The sequence below is a fragment of the Pseudobutyrivibrio sp. OR37 genome (assembly GCF_900113655.1).
In the GTDB taxonomy this organism is placed as follows: Bacteria; Bacillota; Clostridia; order Lachnospirales; family Lachnospiraceae; genus Pseudobutyrivibrio.
In genome coordinates, this window is record NZ_FOQF01000009.1 from 56,741 (window position 1) to 78,878 (window position 22,138).

Genomic DNA, 22,138 nt, shown 5'->3' on the forward strand with positions numbered 1-22,138 from the left:
TGTTAGCACACAAAATTATGCTTTAAGATTGAGAAAACGGCATAATAATATGAGCGTCTATCATTCACTTTATAAAACTGTTGCTCTACAGATATTTTTGAAATACCTTCGATTTCTTTAGTATCCACCAGATTAGTGTGGCATTTATCCTGTAAAAAGTTGTGTGTAGTATTTTTAAAGAATATGCTTTTAAAAAGGGGGCCTATGCAGCGTTTACTGTAGACTCCGCAAATAGTGTCCAACTGATCTTCTTTGAAATTAAAGGTAGTAAAATCGTAGTTGGAAGAGTGCTCATATAAAAGCATTGCAGTACGAGGATCTAAAAAAGGAGTATCCACGGACATAATGAAAGCTCTATCTCCAGTAATCATTGTAAGGCAGGAAAGAATTGCACCAAAAGGGCCAGCTTTTCTTGAAATATCGGGAATCTCAATAGCGTCTAAACCAAGATGAGTAAGGTCACCCCTTTCATTGACAGAAAGATAAATCTTATCAAAATATGGACTGAATTTGTCGTAGATATATTCAACCATAGTTTTATCCTCAAATGGTAAAAGAGCTTTTTTAGTTCCCATACGAGAGCTATCTCCGCCGCAAAGGATTACTAGTGTTTTGTTCATGTGTGCCTCCATATATTTTGAATACATACATTATATTGATTTTCAATTAAAAATAAAAGTAAGAAATATGAGTTTAAAGAAAAGATTAGAAAACTATAAAAAATCAAATATGTATCCCTTTCACATGCCAGGCCATAAAAGGATGTTAGATGGATGTTATCAGATAGATATGACTGAGGTAGAAGGAGTGGATGATTTGCATGATCCAGAAGATGTAATAGCATTGGATGAGAATCGTCTTGCTACTCTTTACGGAGTAGATAAAGCCTTCATGCTGGTAGGTGGCTCCACAGTAGGTAACCTTTCAGCAATCTATGCCTGCTTAATGGAAAACGATTATGTTTTAATACAAAGAAATTCACATAAAAGCGTCTATAATGGCGCGACCATTAGGCATTTAAAGGTAGGATACATAAACCCAAAGTTGGATGAAAATGGAATATATAAAGCTGCAACCTTAGAGGAAATTAAGGAGAGCGTGGCAGCTGCTAAAACAAAACCAAAGGCAATAGTAATCACATCTCCAACCTATGAGGGATATTATTGCAATATAGAAAAGATTGCAGAATATTGCAGAAGTGAAAATATAATTTTGATTGTTGATGAAGCACATGGAGCACATTTAGGATTTCATGAGAGTTTTCCTCATCAGGCAGCTGGCAAGGCAGATGTAGTAATTACAAGTCTGCATAAGACATTACCATGTCTAACACAAACGGCAGCACTGTTGATATCTACAAATAGAGTGGATATCACAGGCTTTAGAGAGGCGCTAGATATATTTGAAACAAGCTCTCCAAGCTATGTGCTGATGAATTCCATTAGTCAGTGCATAGATGTAATGGAGGATAACAGGGATTACTATGATAAATATGTGGATAACCTAAATGATTTCTATAAGATCCGTGGAAAATTGAAACACTTAGAAGTTATTAGTGAAGAAGCTGATAAAAAGGATATTGGAAAGCTTGTAATATCCACAAAACACACAAAACTATCTGGGGTTGAGCTGGCCAAAATCTTAAGAGAAAAATACGAAATCGAAACAGAATTATCAAGCTTTTCCTACGTGTTGGCAATGACTAGCTTTATGGATACAAAAGAGGGATTTGAACGATTAAAGGAAGCTTTACTGGAAATAGATAAAGCTATCACAGTTGGCGAAATAAAGGTGCCTATATTAAATGCTGTAACTCCAAATAAAAAGATGGAGCTATGGGAGGCAAAAACATCAGCCGTTATTGAAATACCTTTGGAAGAGGCTCTTGGTAGAATAAGTAGTACTATGGTATGTCTATATCCACCAGGCGCTCCTGTGATAGTGCCAGGTGAAGAAATATCAAATCAATCTATAGAAATAATCAACAACGCATTGAAAACAGGAATACACGTGACAGGATTGAATAAAGGAAGAATCTGCGTTGTCAATTAGCACTGCGTGAATTATACTTGAATTAGTAAATTATAAAGAGGACGATATGGGAAGTATTTATTGCATAATGGGCAAAAGCTCATCAGGTAAGGACACAATATTTAAGCTTTTGCTTGGAAGGGACGATTTACAATTAAAGCGAATCGTTTCTTATACAACAAGGCCAATCAGAGATAATGAAAAGCCTGGTGAAGAATATAATTACGTTTCAATCGAAAAAAAGGATAGCCTCATAGAAGAGGGAAAAGTGATTGAAATCAGAAAATACGATACAGTACATGGACCATGGTTCTATTTCACTGTAGATGATGGAAAAATCGATTTACAAAACAATGATTATCTTCTTATCGGGACAGTTGAAAGCTTCGTAAAAATTAGGGATTACTACGGTGAGGACGTTGTTTTGCCGATATATATAGAAGTAGATGATGGCTTAAGACTTTCACGAGCATTAGAGCGAGAAAGGCAGCAATCAAGTCCAAAATACGAGGAGATGTGTAGGCGATTTTTAGCTGACCAGCAGGATTTTTCAGAGGAAAAGCTGAAGGCAGCAAGGGTGTCAAATCGTTTCAACAATGATGATGACAGCATAAAGACTAGTGAAAAAATCGCTGAGTTTATAAAAAAGAGAAGGGGTTAGCATGGATATACGAGTAAGTGATGTAAGTCAGGTTCAACCAACAGAAGGTGCAAAGCAAACTGCTCCTGTGGATGATACTTTTAAATTTACACTTGCAGCGGCAGTAAATGATGCAGATTTGCAGGAAAAGCTTACCAATCTATTGAATGATATAACAACCCAGGGAAAGCTTCTGTCTGAGCATATGGATATCAGAGATATGAAGCGTTACAGAGGACTGGTAAAGGATTTCCTAAATGAAGTAGTAAATCGTAGCCATAAGTTTTCCAGAGAAAACTTCCTCGACAGACGTGGTCGTCACAGAGTTTATGGCATGATAAAGCTTGTGGATGAGCAAATGGATGAGCTAGCCTCAGCTTTAGTGCAGGATGAGAAAGACCATTTAGATATTTTAAACAAGGTAGATGAAATCAGAGGATTACTATTAGATATCATCACCTAGATTAGGAGAATTTTGTTAGATGAGCTTTGCAGAAATTATAGGGCAGGAGGATGCTAAGAACCTCCTGAAGAATGCAGTAAAATCAGGAAATCATAGTCATGCCTATATTTTCAGCGGAGAAAAGGGCTCTGGCAAAATGATGCTAGCAGAGGCGTTCGCAACCATGCTTCAGTGTGAAAATCCAGCTGATGATGCGTGTCTGCAGTGCCATTCTTGTAAGCAATCTATTTCCAGAAACAACCCAGATATAATCTATGTTAGAAGAGAAGAGGGAAAGGCCAACATCAGCGTAGATGTAGTGCGTGAAAGAATCGTAAATGATGTGGACATTAAGCCCTATAGCAATAAATATAAAATCTATATTGTCGATGAAGCAGAACGAATGAATCAGCAGGCCCAGAATGCTATCTTGAAGACAATTGAGGAGCCACCGGAATATGCGATAATCATTCTGCTTACTGCAAATCATAATGCGTTCTTGCAAACAATTCTTTCAAGATGCGTTCTTATTCAGATGAAATCCGTGGATACTGACAGCATAAAAAGTATTCTAAAAAACAGATATGAAACTGTGGATTACCAGGCTAATATGGTAGCATCTTTTGCACAAGGCAATGTGGGAAAAGCCATAGCTCTTGCTACAGATTCAAGCTTTAACGATGTGAAAAATCGTGCAGTAGCCTTGTGTAAGAAGGCAGGAAGAATGGAAGAGGCCCAAATTGCCGATGAGGTAAAAGCCATAAAGGAAGAAAATGAGTCTGATAAAAAGAATGATAATCCTGAAAAATTTGAAGGATTTATGGACCAAATGCTAGATTTAATCACCCTTTGGTTTAAAGATGTGCTATTATATAAAGCGACATTGAATGATAATCTTATGCTTTTTAAAGAGGATTCGTTTGATATACATGAGCAAGCAAATAACTGCTCTTACCACGGCTTAAATGAGATAATAGAAGCAATATCAGAAACTAGAGCCAGACTAAATGCTAATGTCAATTTCGAATTGACTATTATGCTTCTTATAAATGCAATTAAGGAGAACACTAAATGATAAAGGTTATTGGAGTACGCTTCAGAGGGGGCGGAAAAGTATATTATTTTGATCCAAACGAAGTTGAATTCAAACGTGACGATCAGGTTATAGTTGAAACAGTTCGCGGTGTTGAAATCGGAACAGTTTTACTTGTTGATAAGGAAATCTCAGATGATGAGGTTCCAGGTCCAATCAAGAAAATCATCCGTAAGGCTACAGAGGATGACATTAAGAAGGCCGAGAAAAATATCGAAAAAGAAAAAGAGGCCATGAAGATTTGCGAGGAAAAAATCGCAAAGAGAGAGCTAGAAATGAAGCTTGTTGGGGCAGAATACACATTTGATAACAATAAGCTTATATTTTATTTTACAGCTGATGGAAGAATCGATTTTAGAGAGCTAGTTAAGGACCTTGCAGCTGTATTCCACACACGTATCGAGCTTCGTCAGATTGGCGTTAGAGACGAGACAAAGCTCATGGGTGGTATTGGAATCTGTGGAAGAGAGCTTTGCTGTAAGAGTTGGCTTGGAGATTTCGTTCCAGTATCAATTAAGATGGCTAAGGAGCAAAATCTTTCACTTAACCCAACCAAAATATCAGGTCTTTGTGGCAGACTTATGTGCTGCCTTAAGAATGAGCAGGAGACTTATGAATACCTTAACAGTCGCTTGCCTGGAATAAACGATACAGTAATTACACCTGAAGGAATCAAGGGAATAGTACAGTCTGTAAATGTACTTCGTCAGACTGTGCGCGTGCTTTTTGAGGATGGAGACTTAAAGGAAGTTAAGGATTATCCTACTACAGAGCTTAAGTTCAAGCCTAGAAAGCGTAAGGTACAGGTGTCTAAGGAAGAGGCTAAAGAGCTTGCTGACTTGGAGGATAGAGATTAATGGATAGTCGGATACACGCAGATGAGCGTCTAGATGACTTGCAAATAAAAGGATATAAAATTATACAGCATCCTGACAAATTCTGTTTTGGCATGGATGCTGTCTTGCTATCAGGATTTGCTTCAGTAAATGAAGGTGAGAAGGCTTTAGATTTAGGCACTGGAACAGGAATACTGCCAATATTACTTGAGGCAAAAAATTCAGGTGAGCACTATACTGGATTGGAAATTCAGCCTGAAAGCGCTGAAATGGCAAGACGTTCAGTTTTGTATAACGATTTGCAGGACAGAATTGATATAATAGAAGGTGATATTAAAGAGGCCAGTAAGATATTTGGAAAGGCTTCAATGGATGTGGTTACAAGCAATCCTCCATACATGACAAATCACCACGGGCTTAAAAACCCAAATGATGCAAAGGCGATAGCGAGACATGAACTGCTATGTTCATTAGATGATGTAGTCAGAGAGTCGTCAGCTGTGTTGAAGCCTAGAGGAAGAGCTTATTTTGTGCATAGACCATCAAGATTGGTAGAGATATTCGAAGCTATGCGAAAGTATAAGCTTGAGCCAAAGAGAATGAGGCTTGTATATCCATACGTGGATAAAGAGCCAAACATGGTGCTTGTGGAAGGCGTTAGAGGTGGCGGACCACAGCTAACAGTTGAAGCGCCACTTATTGTGTACGATGCACCAGGCAAGTACACTGAGGAAATATTAGAAATATATGGAATGAAATAAGAAGCCTTCCCCTTGAGGGGAAGGGGGACCGCGAGAGCGGTGGATGAGGTGTAAATGAGTGGAATATTATATTTAGTTGCAACTCCAATCGGAAACCTTGAGGATATGACCTTTCGTGCAGTACGAATCCTTAAAGAGGTTGATTTGATTGCGGCAGAAGATACTAGAAATTCAATAAAGCTATTAAATCATTTTGAGATAGATACACCAATGACCAGCTATCATGAATTCAATAAGGTAGATAAAGCAATCACTCTTATTGAAAAGCTTAAAGAGGGACAAAACATTGCGGTCATTACGGATGCCGGAACACCAGGCATATCTGACCCAGGCGAAGAGTTGGTAAAGATGTGCTACGAGGAAGGAATTGAGGTCACATCGGTTCCTGGCCCAGCTGCATGTATCACTGCGGTAACAATGTCGGGACAGGCCTGCAGACGCTTTGCATTTGAGGCATTTTTACCAAAAGACAAAAAAGAGCGTCGAAGAGTCTTAGAAGAGACAAAAAATGAAACTAGAACAATTATCATTTATGAGGCACCACATCATTTGATTGGTACCCTAAAGGAGCTTAGAGATGTACTTGGTGAGGATAGAGGAATCACCCTTTGTAGAGAGCTCACCAAAAAGCATGAGGAAAAAGAAAAGACTACAATCGGCGGAGCACTTAAGTCTTACGAAACTAAAGAGCCAAGAGGCGAATATGTGCTTGTTATTGCTGGCAAATCAAAGGCCGAGGTAATAGAAGAAGCCAGAGCAGCTTTTGATGAAATGTCCATAGAGGAACACATGCAGATGTACTTAGACCAGGGCATGGATAAAAAAGAAGCTATGAAGGCAGTTGCAAAGGATAGGGGAGTTAGCAAGCGTGATATTTATAACGCGCTTTTAGATTAAAGGAGAAAAAATGTATTTTATTACAGATTTGTTTACTAACAAGATTTTTCTTGCACCAGCATCGGCTTGGTTCTTAGCACAGATATTAAAAGTGGTTATTGATACTGTAAAATCAGGCTTTTGCAAGGAGCGTTTAATCGGTGGCGGCGGAATGCCAAGCTCACATGCTGCTACAGTTACAGGCCTTGTTGTTATAACAGCAATTTTGTATGGTGGTGCATCCTTTGAATTTACAATGGCTCTGTTTTTTGCTTTTATTGTTATATATGATGCGCGAGGCGTTCGCTACGAGACTCAGCGCCAGGGTAAGGCCTTGAACAATCTTAATGATGAACGTCAGGAAGAGGGCAAGCAGCCTCTTGATATTATCAAATTCAAGGAGAAGCTTGGTCACACAATTCCAGAGCTTGTTGCAGGAATGGTGCTTGGAATAGTATGTGCTGTTGTTGTGTATCATTTACCATTCTAGTAGTGGTTATAGATAAATGATTTGCTTAAGCGAAGGAAAGGGGGAAAAGTATTGGAAAATATGGAAAGCATAAAAGCATTAAAAGAGATGATTGATGAATCGTCCAAAATAGTGTTTTTTGGCGGGGCTGGAGTATCTACTGAAAGTGGAATTCCAGATTTTCGTAGTAAAGATGGTCTTTATAACCAGCATGACGTAAGGTTTGATATGTATCAGCCAGAGTATTTGCTTAGCCATTCTTGTTTGATGCGTGAGCCAAAGGTTTATTTCGAATTCCATCGTCAGAAGATGGACACCAGAAATATTGAGCCCAACAATGCTCATAAGTATCTGGCAAAGCTTGAAGAGATGGGAAAGCTGATAGGTGTGGTTACACAAAATATCGATGGTTTACACCAAAAGGCTGGCAGCAAAAAGGTTTATGAGATTCACGGTAGTGCACTTAGAAATTACTGTATGAATTGTGGAACCAGCTACCCTGTGGATTATATTTTTGATTCTGAAGATGAAATCCCAAAATGTGATTATTGTGGCGGCACAGTTCGTGCAGACATTACATTATATGAAGAGGGATTGCCAGAGGATCAGGTGGAAGGTGCAATCAGTGCTATTTCATCTGCTGATATGATGATAATCGGTGGCACATCACTTACTGTGTATCCTGCGGCATCATTTGTTAATTATTTCAGAGGCAAGTATTTGGTAATCATTAATCAAAGTGATTTAGCCGTTAGAAAGGCAGAAAACACATTGATTATTCGAGAGAGAATCGGTGAAGTATTCACGGAGCTTGCCAAGCTACAAGGGATAGAATTGTAGGAAATACCTTAGTTTAGAAGAAAAATATTAAAGAAATACTATTAAAGCCTTGAAAAACGCAACCGTTCATGCTATTATCTTAATTCGTGGTATAAAATTTATTATATCCTTGCTAGGCTATTTCAAATAATAGCTTGGCCAATAGACCAAAAGGAGGTAGAAAGCATGAATAAGTATGAATTAGCACTCGTTGTTAATGCGAAGATCGAAGACGATGCAAGAACTGCCACAGTTGAAAAGGCAAAGGAGTACATCACTCGCTTTGGTGGACAGATTACAGACGTCGATGATTGGGGCAAGAAGAGACTTGCTTACGATATTCAGAAGATGAATGAAGGTTTCTATTACTTCATCCATTTCGATGCTGAAGCAGGCGTACCTGCACAGATCGAAGAGAATGTTCGCATCATGGACAACGTTCTTCGTTTCTTATGCGTTAGAGCTGACGAGGCTTAATAGTGTAAGACAAGGAGATTAATTATGAATAAAGTTATTCTTATGGGACGTCTCACAAGAGACCCAGAGGTTCGTTACGGTGGAGCAAACAACAGCGCTGTTGCAAGATTTTCACTTGCTGTAGATCGTAGATTCAAGCGTGATGGAGATGAGCAGACAGCTGATTTTATTAACTGTGTTGCATTTGGCAAGACAGCTGAGTTCCTTGAGAAGTATGCTCGCAAGGGCACAAAGTTTGTAGTTGAAGGTCGTATTCAGACAGGCAGCTATACAAACAAGGAAGGTCAGAAGGTTTACACTACTGATGTAGTTTGCGAGAATGTCGAGTTCGCAGAGAGCAAGAATTCTCAGAGTAATGGTGGTGCAGTAAGCGGTGGCTTTGACGGTGGCAGCAACTTCGCACCAAGCTCTGATGCAGGCGACGGATTTATGAACATCCCTGATGGAATTGACGAGGAATTACCGTTCAACTAAGTCAAGGCAACGAAAGCTTTGACTAACATCTATAGGAGGTTAAATCATGGCTTTTAATAAGACAAGCGATGGTCAGCAGAGAAGAAGACCAATGCATAGAAGAAAGAAAGTCTGTGTTTTCTGTGGTAAAGATAACGTTATCGACTACAAGGATACAGCAAAGCTTAAGAAGTACATTTCTGAGCGTGGAAAGATTCTTCCACGTCGTATCACAGGCACATGTGCTAAGCACCAGAGAGCTCTTACAGTAGCTATCAAGCGTGCTCGTCACGTTGCACTTATGCCATACGTACAGGATTAATTCTTGAAATGATTACAAAGCACTTTCTAGGGAAACCTAGAGAGTGCTTTTTTTTATGTTTAAACATCTAAATAGAATTCCGTTTGCCAGCATATCGCAATGTTGCCAAATCCGATAAAAAGATTTAAAATTTGAAAAGACAAAGACGTCTGCTTTTTAGCGGGCGTCTTTTATTTTTTTTCGGGAAGGAACACTAAAGTGAAAGACGGATTTATAAAAATTGCTTGTGCTACACCTGATATTAAGGTGGCTGATACTGAGCATAATGCAGATGAGATAATTAGATTAATCAGGGAAGCAAATGGGAAAGGTGTAAAGATTATTTGTTTCCCAGAATTAGGTATAACCGGATACACCTGCGGAGATTTATTCTTGCAGGACGTACTGCTAAAAGGAGCAGTGAATGCCGTGACAGATATTGCTGGTGCCACTGCAGGTTTGGATATAGTAGCTATTGTTGGATTGCCATATCAGGTAAAAGGTAAGCTTTATAATATTGCAGCAGTGATTAAAGGCGGGAAGGTGATTGGAGCTACAGCTAAAAAGAACATTCCAAACTACAGTGAGTTTTATGAGCTGAGACATTTCACTCCTGCAGATGACAGCCTTATGGAAGAAATTAGCTTTGGCGCTGCAGGATCTGCAATGCTTTGTAGCAATCACGTATTCGCCTGCAAAGAAATAGCCAATCTGAAATTTGGTATAGAGATTTGCGAGGATCTTTGGGTAGCAGATACTCCATCAGTAAAATTGGCAAAAAGCGGGGCTACTATTATTTTCAACCTTTCAGCCAGTGATGAGGTGATTGGAAAGGCTGATTACAGAAGAAATCTAATTAAGGCAAAATCAGGAAGTCTTCTTTGCGCCTATGCTTATGCAGATGCAGGTGTAGGAGAGTCCACACAGGATATGGTTTTTGCAGGTCATAATATCATTGCAGAAAATGGCACCGTATATGCGGAATCCAAAATCTTTGATAATGAGATGATAATAGCAGATGTAGATGTGGACAGACTAGTTCACGAACGTAGACGCATGAATACATTTATCGTTAATACGGATTGTGAAAGTCATCAGTCAGAGTTTTCATTAAAGCCAGTGGAGACAAAGATAACATTTGCTCCAACAAAGACACCATTCGTTCCTACTGTAAAATATGATTTGGATAGTAGATGTGAGGAAATTCTTACCATGCAGGCAGTAGGGCTCATGACAAGAATCAGATATATTGGTTGCAAGAATGTGGTTATTGGTTTGTCCGGAGGCCTTGATTCTACACTTGCTCTTATTGTTACAGTTCATGCCTATGACCGACTGGGGCTCGATAAAAAGGGAATTCACTGCATTACAATGCCATGCTTTGGTACTACCGACAGAACCTACACCAATGCCTGCAGACTGGCAGAAGCATATGGCACAACCCTTGAGGAGATTAATATTAAGGCTAGTGTCAGCCAGCACTTTGAAGACATTGGTCAGGATAGTAACAATCATGATGTTACCTACGAGAATGGTCAGGCAAGAGAGCGCACCCAGATTCTTATGGATAAGGCAAACATGCTTGGTGGAATTGTAATTGGTACGGGTGATTTATCGGAGCTTGCCCTGGGATGGGCTACCTATAATGGGGACCATATGTCAATGTATGCTGTTAATTCGTCTATTCCAAAGACCCTTGTAAGATGGCTTGTGGAATATGAGGCAAACCGTACAGATGGAATTCTCAGCAGTACACTTAAAGATATTTTTGACACACCAGTCAGTCCAGAGCTTCTTCCACCTGATGAGGATGGAAAGATTTCACAGAGGACAGAAGACTTGGTGGGACCATACGAGCTTCACGATTACTTTTTGTATTACATGCTCCGTTTTGGATTTTCACCATCAAAGATATTCAGGCTGGCACAAAAATCCTTTGATGGTGACTACAGTCGTGAAGAAATCCTTAAATGGTTGAAGAAGTTCTACTGGAGATTCTTCACTCAGCAGTTCAAGAGAAGCTGTATGCCAGATGGTCCCAAGGTTGGTACAGTAACCTTATCTCCAAGAGGAGATTTTAGAATGCCAAGTGATGCGGCTGTAAATCTTTGGATGAAAGAAATTGAGATAATTTAATAAGCAGATAAATGTTAGGGGGTGGAAGATATCATGGTAAAACTAAACGATTATTTGTATGATGGAGAGACAATTTTTAGGATATTACAGAAATATATAGATGATCTGGAGGAAAACGCATTATCAACTCATAATCAGGTGGACTTAGTGCACTGCGCATTTCTTGACACTATATATGAGCTTTTAGAGCACAACGAATTTTTAACCTCTCAGTCTCAAAGAATTCGTGAGTTCTATAAATATATGGTAGTAGCATATCCATATTTGGCATTCACCTTTAAGGGGCGAATTAAATCTATTATCCGGGCGGAAGAAAAGTTTAATAGATATATTGTGGACTTCATATATGAATACTATCAGAAGTACCATCATTTCCCGGCAACCCAGGAGATAAAGGAAAAATTAAGTTGTTTTAGGGATGTACTCGCCTATCGAATCGTTATCTCTTTACCTAAGTGTCATTTAAAAAAGGGACAGGATTTAGAAGAGGAAGAGATTAAGCTTTTATATGAAATAGCAAATAAAATGCCTGTGTTCTTGGAATCCCAGGGGTTTACAGTTGTTAAGGCAAATTTGGAAGGGCGTGAATGCTCGGAATTGTTGGATAAAAGTTTGTGGGATACCTATAGAGATTATGTTCATAATCCAACCAGTGTTGGATATAGATCCTTACATTTAACCTTGTTTGATGATCAGGCAAGGTGCCACGTTGAGGTGCAGCTTAGAACGAAATCTATGGATGATAGTGCTGAAATTGGAGAGTCTAATCATCTGAGATATGTGGAGTCTCAGGAGCAGCAGAAAAACAGAAGATTAGAGATACCGGAAGGGGAATGTGTATTCTTTGATGAGGCTTATGAGAGGGTTGTATCCTTGGAAAATTTAGATTTGGCAAAGCTTGATGTAAATATGTTTACTGCAGTAAATAACAGCTTGATAAATGATGGCTGTGGGTTATTTAGGGGACGACAGATTTTACCATTTGAACACTTATCAAGATTTCAAAATGGATTGGTGGACTAGACCTTATTTATTTGCCCGCAATAGATTTTTAATATAGTATAAATATGCATAATTGTGTTATAAACATTCTTGTTGACAAACAAAATAAAGGATGGATATAATTTTGCACATAAATAAAGCGTGAATGTGCAAAGGGGCATATGTCGATTGACATGTGCCTCTTTTTTTATATTCAAAAGCGCATTTACGTTAATAAAGGAAAAGGAAGGTAATGGTATGATGGAACGAAAAAAATTAGTAGCACTTATTATGACAATGGTTGTTGCCATGGCTATGATTACAGGTTGTGGTGCCAGCTCAAGCTCAAAAAAAGGAGAATATGAGGGAGAGCTGATTATGGCTACTAACGCGACATTCCCTCCATACGAGTTTGTTGAGAATGGTGAGTATGAGGGAATAGATGTTGAAATAGCAGGAAAGATAGCAGAGGAATTAAATCTTGAGCTTGTTATTGAGGACGTGGAGTTTGGTTCTATCATAGCAGGTGTTGAGAGTGGTAAATACGATATGGGAATGGCTGGAATGACAGTCACAGATGAGAGAAAAGAGAGTGTAAACTTTTCTGAGACATATGCGGTAGCAGTTCAGTCAGTTATAGTACCAGCAGGTTCTGATATCAAATCCATTGATGATATTTCAGCTGATACAAAGATTGGTGTGCAGCAGGATACAACAGGTGATATCTATGCTACAGACGATTATGGCGATGAAGCAATTGTTCGTTACAAGGCAGGTCCAGATGCCGTTCAGGCTTTGGCGTCAGGCAAAGTTGATTGCGTAATCATCGATAAGGAGCCAGCAAAGGCTTATGTGGCAGCAAATGATGGACTCGAGTTGCTTGAGTCAGCATATGCAGAGGAGGAGTATGCAATCTGTGTAGCAAAGGGAAACGATGAGCTTCTTGAAAAGATTAATACAGCTTTGACTAAGCTTAAATCAGATGGAACTATAGATGAGATTGTTAGCAAATATATTTCTGCTGAGGATTAAAGATGATGTGGCTCAGTAATTTTATTTCAGATTTCAAATTTGTTTTTTTAGAGAGCGAACGATATAAGCTAATCATCGAAGGATTATTTGTAACACTGGAAATCACATTGTTTGCAGTGTTGATTGGTATAGCTCTTGGTACTGTAGTGGCATCCATTCGTTCAACCTATGATAAGAACATTGAAAGTCTGAAGAAAAGAAAAAATTTAGGATACTACGTATTATGTGTTTGCAATGTAATTTGCAAAATATATCTAACAGTAATTAGAGGTACGCCAACAGTAGTACAGCTGTTAATTGCCTATTTCATAGTATTTGCTACATCAAACAATGATGTTCAGATAGCAGTGTTTGCCTTTGGAATTAACTCAGGTGCATATGTGGCAGAAATAATTCGAGCAGGAATTATGGCAGTGCCAGAGGGACAGTTTGAGGCAGGTCGCTCACTTGGATTTAATTACCTTCAGACAATGTTTCATATAATCATTCCGCAGATGGTAAAGAATGTTTTACCTGCTCTTTGTAATGAGTTCATTGTGCTGATAAAGGAAACATCAATTGCAGGTTATATCGGAATTACGGATTTAACAAAGGCAGGAGATTTAATTCGAGGACGTACATTTTCGGCATTCCTTCCGCTGTTTGGAGTGGCAGCTATCTACCTTCTTTTAGTACTTGTATTGACATATCTTGTTGGAAAACTGGAAAGGAGGTTACGTGCTAATGAAAGATAACAAAATCATTCGAGTGGAAAACCTGAAGAAATATTATAAGGGTGGAACCATAAAGGCTCTTGATAATATTTCAATTAATGTAGATGAGGGAGAGGTTGTTGTAATTATCGGACCTTCTGGTTCGGGAAAATCAACACTTTTACGCTCGCTGAACCTCTTAGAGATTCCAACAGAGGGAAATATATTTGTAGATGATGTTTTAATTACAGACCCTAAGACAGATATCAACAAGCATCGTCAAAAAATGGGAATGGTGTTCCAGCATTTTAATCTATTCCCTAACATGAATATCTTGAAGAACCTTACAATTGCACCAACAAGACTTTTGGGAAAGTCAAATGACGAGGCAACGGAATATGCAATGGAGCTTTTGGAAAGAGTAGGTTTGGCGGATAGGGCGACGGCTTTCCCAAGCCAACTGTCAGGTGGTCAAAAGCAACGTATCGCAATTGTCAGAGCCCTTTGCATGAATCCTAAGATTATGTTATTTGATGAGCCCACATCAGCCCTCGATCCAGAAATGGTAGGAGAGGTTTTAGATGTAATGAAGGAGCTGGCTGCACAGGGAATGAGCATGGTGGTTGTTACCCATGAGATGGGCTTTGCAAGGGAAGTAGCAGACAAGGTAGTTTTCATGGATGCAGGTCAGTTGATTGAGCAGGGAACACCAGAGCAGATTTTTGAGCATCCACAGTCAGAAAGACTTAAAACATTTTTAGACAAAGTAATATAGGAGAAAGCAAAGGCGCTTTACATTCATAGTGATGTAGTGCCTTTTTATTTTGGAAAAATGTTGAAAATAAATGAAGAAATGTTACAGCTGACAAAAGATATGGTAGCTGTAAGTAGTGTAAATACTACAAAGGGAGAAAAGGATATAGGGCTCTTCATTGAAGAATATTTAAGAGCAATACCATATTTTAAAGAACATCCTAAGCAGGTTATTGTGCAGACACTTAAGAACGATAAGTTGGAACGAAGAAATGTGTTTGCACTGTTGCTTGGCCAGAAGGATAAAAATAGTAAAACCATAATTTTCCATGGTCACACAGATACCGTTGGGGTGGAAGATTATGGAGCGCTTTCTGGATATGCCTTTGATTGTGATGGTTTGGCAGAACAGTTAAAGCAGATTGAATTGTCAGAAGAAGCCAAAAAGGATTTGGAGTCAGGTGAATATTTATTTGGTCGCGGTGCCTGTGACATGAAAAGCGGTGATGCAGTATTCATGATTTTGCTTAAGGAACTATCTGAGCATGTAGATAATTTGTCTGGTAATATTCTTCTTTCCTTGAATCCTGTTGAAGAAAATCTTCATACTGGAATTATTGAGGGAATAGAAGTAATTGAAAATCTGAAAAAAGAATATGACTTAGAGTACATATTGGCGATAAATAATGACTACACTTGCCCTATGTATCCAGGGGACAAGCATCATTATATATACACTGGTGTAGGCGGAAAGCTTCTTCCATGCTTTTATATTCAGGGACGTGAAACACATGTGGGACAGTGCTTCGAAGGTTATGATCCTACCACAGTAATGGCGGAGTTAATAAAGGAATTAAATTTGAATCCTGAGTATTCGGATTCCTACGAGGGGGAATATGCTCTGCCTCCTACACTTTTGAAAAGTAAGGATTTGAAGGGCTGGTATAATGTGCAGACAGCCAAGGAAGCTTTGGTATATTTTAATTATTTTGTTTTGAATTCAGATGTTCGTGACATAACTAAAAAGCTTGTGACTGCTGGTGATAAGGCTGTTAGAAGAGCTACAGCAGATTTGAATATTAAGTACAAAGCCTATTGTGAAAAGTCGGGAAAAGATTTTCAGCAGATAAAAAACAGCTGGTCTGTTATGTCATATGAAGATCTATATCAGATGGTAAAGAATCAGGATGAATACATAGATAAAATTCTTGCTGAGGAGACTGTAAAGTTACAGGAGGCTGGAGTGGATAAAAGGGAGATTCCTGTATCGTATATACAAATTTTGCTTGCAAGGGCAAATATTTATCATCCAGTTGTAGTGCTTTACTATGCAACTCCTTATTGTCCACATAATACCTTGAAAAAGGATGATGAAACAGTGGATAAGCTTGGAGAAATTCTTAAGACTGTGGAAAAAGAATATAACATCACATATAAGATGGATGGATTTTTTCCGAGTCTGTCAGATAGCAGCTATTTATCACTGGATGATTCCATGGAATCAATTGCTACACTTAAACAAAATTTTCCACAGATGCAGCAGCTATATCCATTGCCTTTGGAACAGATTAAAAAGCTGAATATTAAAGCTGTTAATTTTGGAGTCTACGGAAAAGATGCTCATAAAAGCACAGAAAGATTACAGATACCATATAGCTTTGGAGTGTTACCAAATCTGATTATGAAAACTACGGAGGTATTTTTAAATGTTTGTTAAAAATGGTACGGGGGAATTAAAGAAGGTTTTGGTTTCAAGACCTGAGTATTTAAAGCCAGCGCCAATAAATGAAATAGCTAAAAAGTGGAAGGATACCACTATGGATGTGGAGGTTATGCTTCGTGAACATGAGGAGCTTGTAAAAAGCTATGAGGATGCTGGTATTGAGGTGGAGTTTCTAGACGCAGATGATGAGCGCCCAAACTCAGTGTTTGCAAGAGATTTTGGTGGGTGTGTAAAGGAAGGATATATCCTTGGAAACTTCAAGCTGGACATGCGCTACAAGGAACATGTTGATTATGAGAAGCGTATGGCTGAGCTTGGTATTCCCAAAATAGGAGAAGTGAAGAAGGGACTCTTTGAGGGGGGCGACTTCATGTTTATGAGTGAAAAATGGGTAGCGGTAGGTATGGCTGACAGAACGGATGAGGAAGGTCTAAAGGAGCTGAAAGCTATATTGGAGCCGCTTGGATATGAAGTGACTGGAGTTCCTCTTAAGAAAGAATATTTACATTTAGATATGTGTTTTAACTTGGTAGATGATCATTTGGCTGTGGCATATGTAGATGGCTTGCCAGAGGATTTCAAGGAGCTTTTGAAAGAAAGAGGAGTGGAATTAATACCTGTTCCCGAGGAGGCAATCTTTTTACATGGCTGTAATTTACAGGCTCTTGGGAATCATACCGTACTATCGCTTAAGCAGAATAAAAAGGTTAATGAGGAATTGGTAAAAAGAGGCATGAAGGTAATAGAGATGGACATTACCGAAATTTTAAAGGCAGGCGGCGGACCACACTGCATGACATTTCCGCTTGTGCGTATATAAATAATTATGAAGGGACACTATAGTAATGAGTATTTTTTTAGTAGATGAATATAAAGAGATGGAGCCTTATGTTCCAGGGGAACAGCCAAAGGATAAGTTATACATTAAATTAAATGCAAATGAGACCTCGCTGCCACCTTCACCGAAGGTATTTGAGGCAATTTCAAAAAGTGAAATTTGGAATATGAGCTATTATGCCGATCCACATTGTCATGAATTTCGTAAAGCAGTTGCATCTGTATATGGAGTGACAGAAGAAGAGGTTTTTGTAGGTAACGGAGCAGATGAGGTACTATCCTTTGTACTTATGAGCTTCTTCAGAAGAGGAATGAAGATTTATTTCCCAGATATTACATACGGTTTCTATCGTACCTATGCAAAGACCTATGGACTTGATATGGAGGAGATTCCAGTTAAGGATGACTTTTCAATCGACATAAATGATTACATGGATTTGGAAGGAGATATTATTTTTGCAAATCCTAATAATCCTACGGGAAAAGCAATTCCAATAACGGATATTGAAAAGCTTGTTAAAAAGAATCCTAAGAGAATGGTAATAGTGGATGAGGCATATGCAGATTACTGGGGGGAGACATGTTTGCCGCTCGCTACAAAATATCCAAATCTTGTTGTTGTTCGTACCTTCTCAAAATCTAGAAATATGGCGGGAACACATATTGGTTTTGCCATAGCGTCAAAAGAAATTATTGCTGATATGAATAGCATAAAGTTTTCTTTTAATCCATTTAATCTTAATTCTGTTACTATGGCAGCTGGAATTGCAGCAGTGAAGGATACTTATTATCTGGATAAATGCATTAACAGAATTGTAACCAATCGAGAGCAGTTCAAATCAGATTTGGAGAAGCTGGGATTTCATGTTATTCCATCAAAGGCAAACTTTGTATTTTGTTATCATGATGCAATTTCTTCATCGGAGCTTTGTGAGAAGCTGAAAGAAGAAGGGATTCTCACTCGTCACTTTGCTGATAAAAAACTAGATAAATATCTTCGAATCACCATTGGAACAGAACAGGAAATGGCTGTTGTACTTATTGCAATCAAGGAGATTTTAGCGGAGGTAAAGGTTTGAAAAAAATCGTAATTGCGGATTATGAAAGCGCACTGGAAGAGGATTATTCCATCACAATTGAAAGCATTGAAGAGGCACTTGGAGAGCCAGTTGATACGGTAGTGCATGCCTATAAGGACAAGGATGATTTTATCAAGGTATTGCAGGATGCAGATGGGCTGGTCACTGGATTTATTGAGACTGATGAAGAGATACTGGCCGCATGTCCAAGCTTAAAATGTATTTCAGTTAGTGGTGTGGGATATTCAAATATCAATCTTGAGAGCGCTAAGCAGAACAATGTGGCAGTGTGCCATATTCAGGAATATTGTACGCAGGAGGTGGCAGAACATGCCATTGCACTGATGTGTGCCCTGAATCGTAATCTGAAATTCTATGACAGACAAATCAATGATAAGAGGGAGTGGAAGTATTATTCCATAGATGGAAATCCCAATTTATGCAGTCAGACACTGGCTATATTTGGATTTGGGAAAATTGGCAGACGTGTGGCAACAATAGCTATTGCCCTTGGAATGAAGGTTTTGGCGGTGGATCCAAACGCTGCCAGTGAGTATGATGTGGCTGGAGTGGAGTTTGTGAACAAAAAGGAGGCATTCTCCAGAGCTGACATTATTACTAATCATATGAATCTTACCGAGGAAAACAGACACTTTTTTAATGAGGATGCTTTTGTTAAAATGAAGCGTAGACCGATATTTATTAATGTAGGGCGTGGAGGCAGCGTTGATGAACAGGCTCTTGTAAATGCTCTGAATAGGGGATTGATTAGAGGCGCGGGCATAGATGTTCTTGAAGAAGAGAATCCAGATTTAAATATATGTAGTTTGCTTCGCCGAAAAAATGTAATCATAACACCTCACAGTGCGTTCTACAGTCAGGAGTCTATCGAGAAACTACAAAGAATCAGTGGGGCGAATCTCGGATATTTCCTTGCTGGAAAAAATGAGGAGATTACTGAATTAGTTAGGTAAGATGAGTGTATTAGTTTCAATTACATTAAAAATTTTTGTTTTGATGGCGGCAGGATTTTTTGCTGCACATTTTAAAATTATGGATGAGGCTGTGAAGAAAGGATTATCAGAAATGTTGATATACATCTTTCTTCCAGCTAATTTGTTTGTATCATCGCAGGCAGATTTTTCTATTAGGCAGATGATAGGAATTGGTTATACTATCGTATTTACGCTAGTGTACTATGCTATTGTTATTTCATTATGTTATTTAGGCAGTCGCCCTTTCTTTAAGGATAAAACCAAAAGTGGAATGTTTGCTTTGCTTATCGCATTTGCCAATACTGGCTTTATTGGCATGTCTATTATTAGAGAAACTGTGGCTGGCTCGGGTCTTTTATATGCAGCAGTATATAATTGCATTTTTGATGTAGTGTATTTTTCTATAGGCGTAATGCTTTTGCAGAGCGAGAAGGAAAAGATTTCTATTTACGCTATCATGAAGAATGTAATCATATGGATTGCTATCGCTGCAATTATTCTTTATGTGATTCCATATCGTTTCCCAGTGGTTTTAACAGAGACAGTAGATGTGTTAGGCGGATGTATGCTTCCTGTTTCAATGATGATTATTGGTGCGGAGCTTTATACTATTAAGCCTGACGAAGTACTAAAAGATAAGGTGGCTTACATTACATCCTTCTTTAGAATGATTTTGGTGCCAGCTATTACACTTGTGGTTTTGTTTTTTTTACATGTGGAAAAGTCACTTGCTATGACAATGGTTCTGTTGACAGCAATGCCATCAGGCTCACTTAATGTAATCATAGGACGCAAGTATGATGCAGATGTAAAATATGCTACCACAACAATTATGCAAAATACGATTATCATGCTTTTGACCTTACCAGCATTTATTTACCTGTGCGAGAGATTCTTAATCAATTCTTAAAGATTTACCATCTTGGAACTAAAAATTTATTCAATATAATAACCTTGTAATTAATTACAGGAGTTACATGGGAGGAAAAATGAATAAGATGGAATGAGCGGTTTCATTTTAAGAATGAGCTGGGCAATGTTTTATCAGAGCATCATCTCATGACACTATTTGGATTCAAATCCGAATGGTGTCTTTTTTATTTGTCATTTACAAAAGGAAAAGCTTTTATGAAGCACATCGTCAGGAAATCACAATCGATAAGGCTGCAAAGATACTGAAAATAAAGCTACAACATCTTCCTATGAGAATAACATTAGAATGCCATCTGAAGATATCCTTAGTGAAATGGCTAGAGTATTGGAAACTTCAATTGATTACCTATTAAATGGAGAGAAGGAAGAGAATGAAACTATTAATCAGGTGGTACAGATAATGGAAGGATTATCGCCAGAATTGTAGAAAGTGGCATTAGAGCAGATTAAATCTCTAGTAATGGTGAATAAAGTAGAGTGTCTAGGAAATTTATGAAAAGATTTGCTTAAATATGAGCTTTCTAATAAAATTAAATATAACGTCTTTAAATTTGTGTATTCAAATAATAGGCGGCATTTCGGAGGATTATATGGAAAATCTAATTAAAAGTAAAAATAAAGAATATGAGAAACTGTTATATAGAATCGAGCAACGAATTTCTAAAGGTAAGAAAGAGATTGCTTCGGCTTTGATAAAAAGCATGCTTGGTACTTATTGGGATATGGGGCAGTATATTGTCGAATATGAACAGGATGGTCAAGCTCATGCAGAATATGGAGAACAGTTATTAAAATCATTATCAAAGGACTTAACCTTGCGATATGGAAAAGGATACAGTGTTCCAAATTTATACAATATGAGACAGTTTTATCAAGTATACAACAATGGATACGAAGAGCTATTGTCATTAACATGGTCTCATGTATGCATTTTAATGAGAATTGATAATCCACTAGAAAGAGAATTTTATCAGAGGCAATGTATAGAAGAGAAATGGGATGTTACTTCCTTAAAAAGACAAAAGAAGAGTGCACTATTTTTAAGACTTGCTGCAAATAAAGATAAAAATGAAATATTAAAACTAGCGAAAAATGGTATTTCTATAGAAAAACCAGAAGATGTTGTAAAAGATGTTTACACACTAGATTTTTTGAATATATCTTCAGATTCACTCAAAGATGAAAGTGATTTAGAAGCTCGACTTATGAAACAGTTAGGCTACTTCTTTTTAGAATTGGGAAAAGGGTTTACGTTCGTAGGAGAACAGTATCCGTTGCGTATTAATAATAAAACATATAAATGTGATTTGGTATTTTATCATAGGATTTTAAAGTGTTTTTTCTTAGTTGATTTGAAGATAGACGAGGTAGAACACAGAGATATAGGCCAAATGAACATGTATATGGGTTATTTTGCTGAAGAAATAAACGAACCAGATGATAATCCACCGATTGGACTCATTTTGGCGCGTGAAAAAGATGAACTGATGGTAAAGTATGCTACCTATGGGATGGATACTAATTTATTTGTTTCTAAATACGAATTATATTTACCTGATGAGGCAGAATTAAGGAAACTCGTAGAGGGAGCTTTAGAGGAAGGATAATTATTATTTCTAGAATTTTTTATGATTCTAGAAATATCATTTCTAGAATTTTTGATGTGAGAATTGCCTGAAAATCAACAATTTTGAGATTTGAGAAACGGTATTTCTAGAATTTTCTATTATAGATATATATTTGTTTTCTAGAATATTAAAAGCATTGCTATTGTGATAG

The 22,138-nt window shown here is 38.0% G+C and carries 24 protein-coding genes and 1 pseudogene; 24 read left to right on the forward strand and 1 reads right to left on the reverse strand.

Going from position 1 to position 22,138, the window contains the following annotated elements; translation table 11 throughout:
- Positions 1 to 2: 2 nt before the first annotated feature.
- The gene (gene mobA / locus BM097_RS06215; RefSeq protein ID WP_090547035.1) at positions 3 to 620 is read right to left on the reverse strand and encodes a molybdenum cofactor guanylyltransferase; all 618 of its coding nucleotides are present in this window, start codon (positions 618 to 620) and stop codon (positions 3 to 5) included.
- Positions 621 to 687: 67 nt separating this feature from the next.
- Here mobA and BM097_RS06220 point away from each other — a divergent pair, with 67 nt between their 5' ends.
- The 24 genes and pseudogenes from BM097_RS06220 (at position 688) to BM097_RS06330 (ending at position 21,966) form a co-directional block, all read left to right on the forward strand.
- A complete protein-coding gene (locus BM097_RS06220) occupies positions 688 to 2,052 on the forward strand; it encodes an aminotransferase class I/II-fold pyridoxal phosphate-dependent enzyme (protein ID WP_177197389.1) in 1,365 nt (454 codons plus the stop codon).
- 46 nt (positions 2,053 to 2,098) lie between these two features.
- Positions 2,099 to 2,692 (forward strand): nucleoside/nucleotide kinase family protein, encoded by a 594-nt coding sequence (locus tag BM097_RS06225; protein WP_090547041.1) that lies wholly within the window; start codon positions 2,099 to 2,101, stop codon positions 2,690 to 2,692.
- 1 nt (position 2,693) lies between these two features.
- On the forward strand, positions 2,694 to 3,134 hold the full coding sequence (locus tag BM097_RS06230; protein ID WP_090547043.1) for a YaaR family protein: 441 nt from the start codon (positions 2,694 to 2,696) through the stop codon (positions 3,132 to 3,134).
- Between the two features lie 19 nt (positions 3,135 to 3,153).
- Positions 3,154 to 4,188, forward strand: a complete 1,035-nt coding sequence (locus BM097_RS06235; RefSeq protein WP_090547045.1) for a DNA polymerase III subunit — start codon at positions 3,154 to 3,156, stop codon at positions 4,186 to 4,188.
- Complete coding sequence (locus BM097_RS06240) at positions 4,185 to 5,063, forward strand: PSP1 domain-containing protein (RefSeq protein ID WP_090547048.1); 879 nt, start codon at positions 4,185 to 4,187, stop codon at positions 5,061 to 5,063. The genes BM097_RS06235 and BM097_RS06240 overlap by 4 nt, the downstream gene beginning before the upstream one ends.
- On the forward strand, positions 5,063 to 5,803 hold the full coding sequence (locus tag BM097_RS06245; protein WP_090547049.1) for a tRNA1(Val) (adenine(37)-N6)-methyltransferase: 741 nt from the start codon (positions 5,063 to 5,065) through the stop codon (positions 5,801 to 5,803). The genes BM097_RS06240 and BM097_RS06245 overlap by 1 nt, the downstream gene beginning before the upstream one ends.
- 54 nt (positions 5,804 to 5,857) lie before the next feature.
- Entirely contained in the window at positions 5,858 to 6,700 is an 843-nt protein-coding gene (rsmI, locus tag BM097_RS06250; protein ID WP_090547051.1) for a 16S rRNA (cytidine(1402)-2'-O)-methyltransferase, read from the forward strand.
- Between the two features lie 10 nt (positions 6,701 to 6,710).
- Positions 6,711 to 7,169 (forward strand): divergent PAP2 family protein, encoded by a 459-nt coding sequence (locus BM097_RS06255; RefSeq protein ID WP_090547054.1) that lies wholly within the window; start codon positions 6,711 to 6,713, stop codon positions 7,167 to 7,169.
- Between the two features lie 60 nt (positions 7,170 to 7,229).
- A complete protein-coding gene (locus BM097_RS06260; RefSeq protein WP_090547147.1) occupies positions 7,230 to 7,988 on the forward strand; it encodes an NAD-dependent protein deacylase in 759 nt (252 codons plus the stop codon).
- Positions 7,989 to 8,153: 165 nt separating this feature from the next.
- The gene (gene rpsF, locus BM097_RS06265) at positions 8,154 to 8,444 is read left to right on the forward strand and encodes a 30S ribosomal protein S6 (RefSeq protein ID WP_028234188.1); all 291 of its coding nucleotides are present in this window, start codon (positions 8,154 to 8,156) and stop codon (positions 8,442 to 8,444) included.
- Between the two features lie 24 nt (positions 8,445 to 8,468).
- Positions 8,469 to 8,918, forward strand: coding sequence for a single-stranded DNA-binding protein (locus BM097_RS06270; protein ID WP_090547056.1), 450 nt, complete (start codon positions 8,469 to 8,471; stop codon positions 8,916 to 8,918).
- A gap of 46 nt (positions 8,919 to 8,964) precedes the next feature.
- Positions 8,965 to 9,219: a 30S ribosomal protein S18 gene (rpsR, locus tag BM097_RS06275; RefSeq protein ID WP_028243161.1), complete on the forward strand. Its 255-nt coding sequence runs from the start codon at positions 8,965 to 8,967 to the stop codon at positions 9,217 to 9,219.
- Positions 9,220 to 9,417: 198 nt separating this feature from the next.
- A complete protein-coding gene (locus BM097_RS06280; protein ID WP_090547058.1) occupies positions 9,418 to 11,334 on the forward strand; it encodes an NAD(+) synthase in 1,917 nt (638 codons plus the stop codon).
- A 33-nt stretch (positions 11,335 to 11,367) separates the two neighbouring features.
- Positions 11,368 to 12,357, forward strand: a complete 990-nt coding sequence (locus BM097_RS06285) for a nucleotidyltransferase family protein (protein ID WP_090547060.1) — start codon at positions 11,368 to 11,370, stop codon at positions 12,355 to 12,357.
- Positions 12,358 to 12,573: 216 nt separating this feature from the next.
- Complete coding sequence (locus BM097_RS06290; RefSeq protein ID WP_330389578.1) at positions 12,574 to 13,347, forward strand: transporter substrate-binding domain-containing protein; 774 nt, start codon at positions 12,574 to 12,576, stop codon at positions 13,345 to 13,347.
- 5 nt (positions 13,348 to 13,352) lie between these two features.
- Positions 13,353 to 14,081, forward strand: coding sequence for an amino acid ABC transporter permease (locus BM097_RS06295; protein WP_090547152.1), 729 nt, complete (start codon positions 13,353 to 13,355; stop codon positions 14,079 to 14,081).
- Complete coding sequence (locus tag BM097_RS06300) at positions 14,071 to 14,814, forward strand: amino acid ABC transporter ATP-binding protein (RefSeq protein WP_090531040.1); 744 nt, start codon at positions 14,071 to 14,073, stop codon at positions 14,812 to 14,814. The genes BM097_RS06295 and BM097_RS06300 overlap by 11 nt, the downstream gene beginning before the upstream one ends.
- 57 nt (positions 14,815 to 14,871) lie before the next feature.
- On the forward strand, positions 14,872 to 16,509 hold the full coding sequence (locus tag BM097_RS06305; protein ID WP_242944669.1) for a M20/M25/M40 family metallo-hydrolase: 1,638 nt from the start codon (positions 14,872 to 14,874) through the stop codon (positions 16,507 to 16,509).
- The gene (locus tag BM097_RS06310) at positions 16,499 to 17,335 is read left to right on the forward strand and encodes a dimethylarginine dimethylaminohydrolase family protein (protein ID WP_090547063.1); all 837 of its coding nucleotides are present in this window, start codon (positions 16,499 to 16,501) and stop codon (positions 17,333 to 17,335) included. The genes BM097_RS06305 and BM097_RS06310 overlap by 11 nt, the downstream gene beginning before the upstream one ends.
- Before the next feature lie 25 nt (positions 17,336 to 17,360).
- The gene (gene hisC / locus BM097_RS06315) at positions 17,361 to 18,431 is read left to right on the forward strand and encodes a histidinol-phosphate transaminase (protein ID WP_090547065.1); all 1,071 of its coding nucleotides are present in this window, start codon (positions 17,361 to 17,363) and stop codon (positions 18,429 to 18,431) included.
- Complete coding sequence (locus BM097_RS06320) at positions 18,428 to 19,405, forward strand: NAD(P)-dependent oxidoreductase (protein ID WP_177197390.1); 978 nt, start codon at positions 18,428 to 18,430, stop codon at positions 19,403 to 19,405. The genes hisC and BM097_RS06320 overlap by 4 nt, the downstream gene beginning before the upstream one ends.
- A 1-nt stretch (position 19,406) precedes the next feature.
- Positions 19,407 to 20,336 carry an AEC family transporter gene (locus tag BM097_RS06325; RefSeq protein WP_090547069.1) on the forward strand — a complete coding sequence of 310 codons (930 nt, stop codon included), beginning with the start codon at positions 19,407 to 19,409 and terminating at the stop codon, positions 20,334 to 20,336.
- A 297-nt stretch (positions 20,337 to 20,633) separates the two neighbouring features.
- Positions 20,634 to 20,786 (forward strand): annotated as a pseudogene (locus BM097_RS16050) (hypothetical protein); the annotation flags it as partial.
- A gap of 163 nt (positions 20,787 to 20,949) precedes the next feature.
- Positions 20,950 to 21,966 (forward strand): PDDEXK nuclease domain-containing protein, encoded by a 1,017-nt coding sequence (locus BM097_RS06330; RefSeq protein ID WP_090547072.1) that lies wholly within the window; start codon positions 20,950 to 20,952, stop codon positions 21,964 to 21,966.
- The last annotated feature ends 172 nt before the right edge of the window (positions 21,967 to 22,138 follow it).